Annotated in this window: 2 tRNA genes and 2 rRNA genes; all 4 read left to right on the top strand. The window is 54.5% G+C overall.

From position 1 onward, the window contains the following. Window positions 1-137 precede the first annotated feature (137 nt). Window positions 138-1,670: ribosomal RNA gene (locus AB3X95_RS38830) — 16S ribosomal RNA — on the top strand. Window positions 1,671-1,748: 78 nt separating this feature from the next. Next, window positions 1,749-1,825, top strand: a tRNA-Ile gene (locus tag AB3X95_RS38825). Between the two features lie 48 nt (window positions 1,826-1,873). Next, window positions 1,874-1,949, top strand: a tRNA-Ala gene (locus tag AB3X95_RS38820). 313 nt (window positions 1,950-2,262) lie between these two features. Then, window positions 2,263-2,674 (top strand): 23S ribosomal RNA (locus AB3X95_RS38815); the annotation flags it as partial.

The following is a 2,674-nucleotide window of genomic DNA, read 5'->3' as shown; positions in this document are numbered from 1 at the left end:
GGCAAAAGTATCAGAAGCCTCACACAGTATTAGAGGAAGGTTTATCTGTCGGAAGACGGATGGATCATCGTCAGTACGTTGAGTGAGCGACCGGTTCGCAAGCAGGAAACTGCGGAACCGAAAACAGTAACAGGTTTGAACTGAAGAGTTTGATCCTGGCTCAGATTGAACGCTGGCGGCATGCCTTACACATGCAAGTCGAACGGCAGCACGGACTTCGGTCTGGTGGCGAGTGGCGAACGGGTGAGTAATACATCGGAACGTGTCCTGGAGTGGGGGATAGCCCGGCGAAAGCCGGATTAATACCGCATACGCTCTGCGGAGGAAAGCGGGGGATCTTTCGGGACCTCGCGCTCAAGGGGCGGCCGATGGCAGATTAGGTAGTTGGTGGGGTAAAGGCCTACCAAGCCGACGATCTGTAGCTGGTCTGAGAGGACGACCAGCCACACTGGGACTGAGACACGGCCCAGACTCCTACGGGAGGCAGCAGTGGGGAATTTTGGACAATGGGCGCAAGCCTGATCCAGCAATGCCGCGTGTGTGAAGAAGGCCTTCGGGTTGTAAAGCACTTTTGTCCGGAAAGAAAACCTCTGGGTTAATACCCCGGGGGGATGACGGTACCGGAAGAATAAGCACCGGCTAACTACGTGCCAGCAGCCGCGGTAATACGTAGGGTGCGAGCGTTAATCGGAATTACTGGGCGTAAAGCGTGCGCAGGCGGTGCTGTAAGACCGATGTGAAATCCCCGGGCTTAACCTGGGAACTGCATTGGTGACTGCAGCGCTGGAGTATGGCAGAGGGGGGTGGAATTCCACGTGTAGCAGTGAAATGCGTAGAGATGTGGAGGAACACCGATGGCGAAGGCAGCCCCCTGGGCCAATACTGACGCTCATGCACGAAAGCGTGGGGAGCAAACAGGATTAGATACCCTGGTAGTCCACGCCCTAAACGATGTCAACTGGTTGTCGGGCCTTCATTGGCTTGGTAACGTAGCTAACGCGTGAAGTTGACCGCCTGGGGAGTACGGTCGCAAGATTAAAACTCAAAGGAATTGACGGGGACCCGCACAAGCGGTGGATGATGTGGATTAATTCGATGCAACGCGAAAAACCTTACCTACCCTTGACATGGATGGAATCCTGGTGAGAGCCGGGAGTGCCCGAAAGGGAGCCATCACACAGGTGCTGCATGGCTGTCGTCAGCTCGTGTCGTGAGATGTTGGGTTAAGTCCCGCAACGAGCGCAACCCTTGTCCCTAGTTGCTACGCAAGAGCACTCCAGGGAGACTGCCGGTGACAAACCGGAGGAAGGTGGGGATGACGTCAAGTCCTCATGGCCCTTATGGGTAGGGCTTCACACGTCATACAATGGTCGGAACAGAGGGTTGCCAAGCCGCGAGGTGGAGCCAATCCCAGAAAACCGATCGTAGTCCGGATCGCACTCTGCAACTCGAGTGCGTGAAGCTGGAATCGCTAGTAATCGCGGATCAGCATGCCGCGGTGAATACGTTCCCGGGTCTTGTACACACCGCCCGTCACACCATGGGAGTGGGTTTTACCAGAAGTGGCTAGTCTAACCGCAAGGAGGACGGTCACCACGGTAGGATTCATGACTGGGGTGAAGTCGTAACAAGGTAGCCGTATCGGAAGGTGCGGCTGGATCACCTCCTTTCCAGAGCCATGCATTCAGTGCATTCAAGTGCTCACGCTTATCGGCTGTGGTTCAGAGAAGCAACGCAGACAGACTCAGGGGTCTGTAGCTCAGTCGGTTAGAGCACCGTCTTGATAAGGCGGGGGTCGATGGTTCGAATCCATCCAGACCCACCATCTTTGTCTGTGGTGCTGACTGGGACACCCTTGAGTCGGGTATGACCGGGGGGATTAGCTCAGCTGGGAGAGCACCTGCTTTGCAAGCAGGGGGTCGTCGGTTCGATCCCGTCATCCTCCACCAATCCTCAATGCCAAGGATTCAGCATGAAGAGAACTGCTGAGTACTTTGCATTGGCGATTGAGCCAGTCAGCGCGGTACACGATCCGATCGTGATATCGGCTGTCGTTCTTTAACAATCAGGAAGAAGTAGTAAAGAGATTCACGAAAGCATGCCTGGAGATGGGTGTGTGAGTAGGTGAATCAGGGTTGTGATTGTATCGATGTATTTTAAAGGTGATCGAGAGATCGCTTTGGAATACGGCGCAACACGAATACTCAACCTGTAGCGGCATGTGATCTGCGGTGAGCAATCATTGAGACACACCCGTTATAGGGTCAAGCGAACAAGTGCATGTGGTGGATGCCTTGGCGATCACAGGCGATGAAGGACGCGGTAGCCTGCGAAAAGCTCCGGGGAGCTGGCAAACGAGCTTTGATCCGGAGATGTCCGAATGGGGAAACCCACTCCTAATGGAGTATCCGTAGCTGAATCCATAGGCTACGTGAAGCGAACGCGGTGAACTGAAACATCTAAGTAACCGCAGGAAAAGAAATCAACCGAGATTCCCAGAGTAGTGGCGAGCGAAATGGGATCAGCCTGTACTCTTTATTTGCAGTGTTAGCCGAACGCTCTGGAAAGTGCGGCCATAGCGGGTGATAGCCCCGTAGGCGAAAACAGTGTGAAAGAACTGGGTGTACGAGAAGTAGGGCGGGACACGTGAAATCCTGTCTGAAGATGGGGGGAC

It is taken from the genome of Paraburkholderia sp. BR13444 (assembly GCF_040948755.1).
Lineage (GTDB): Bacteria > Pseudomonadota > Gammaproteobacteria > Burkholderiales > Burkholderiaceae > Paraburkholderia > Paraburkholderia youngii.
The sequence above is the reverse complement of the archived record's forward strand: the minus strand, read 5'-3'. Positions and strand labels throughout refer to the sequence as shown.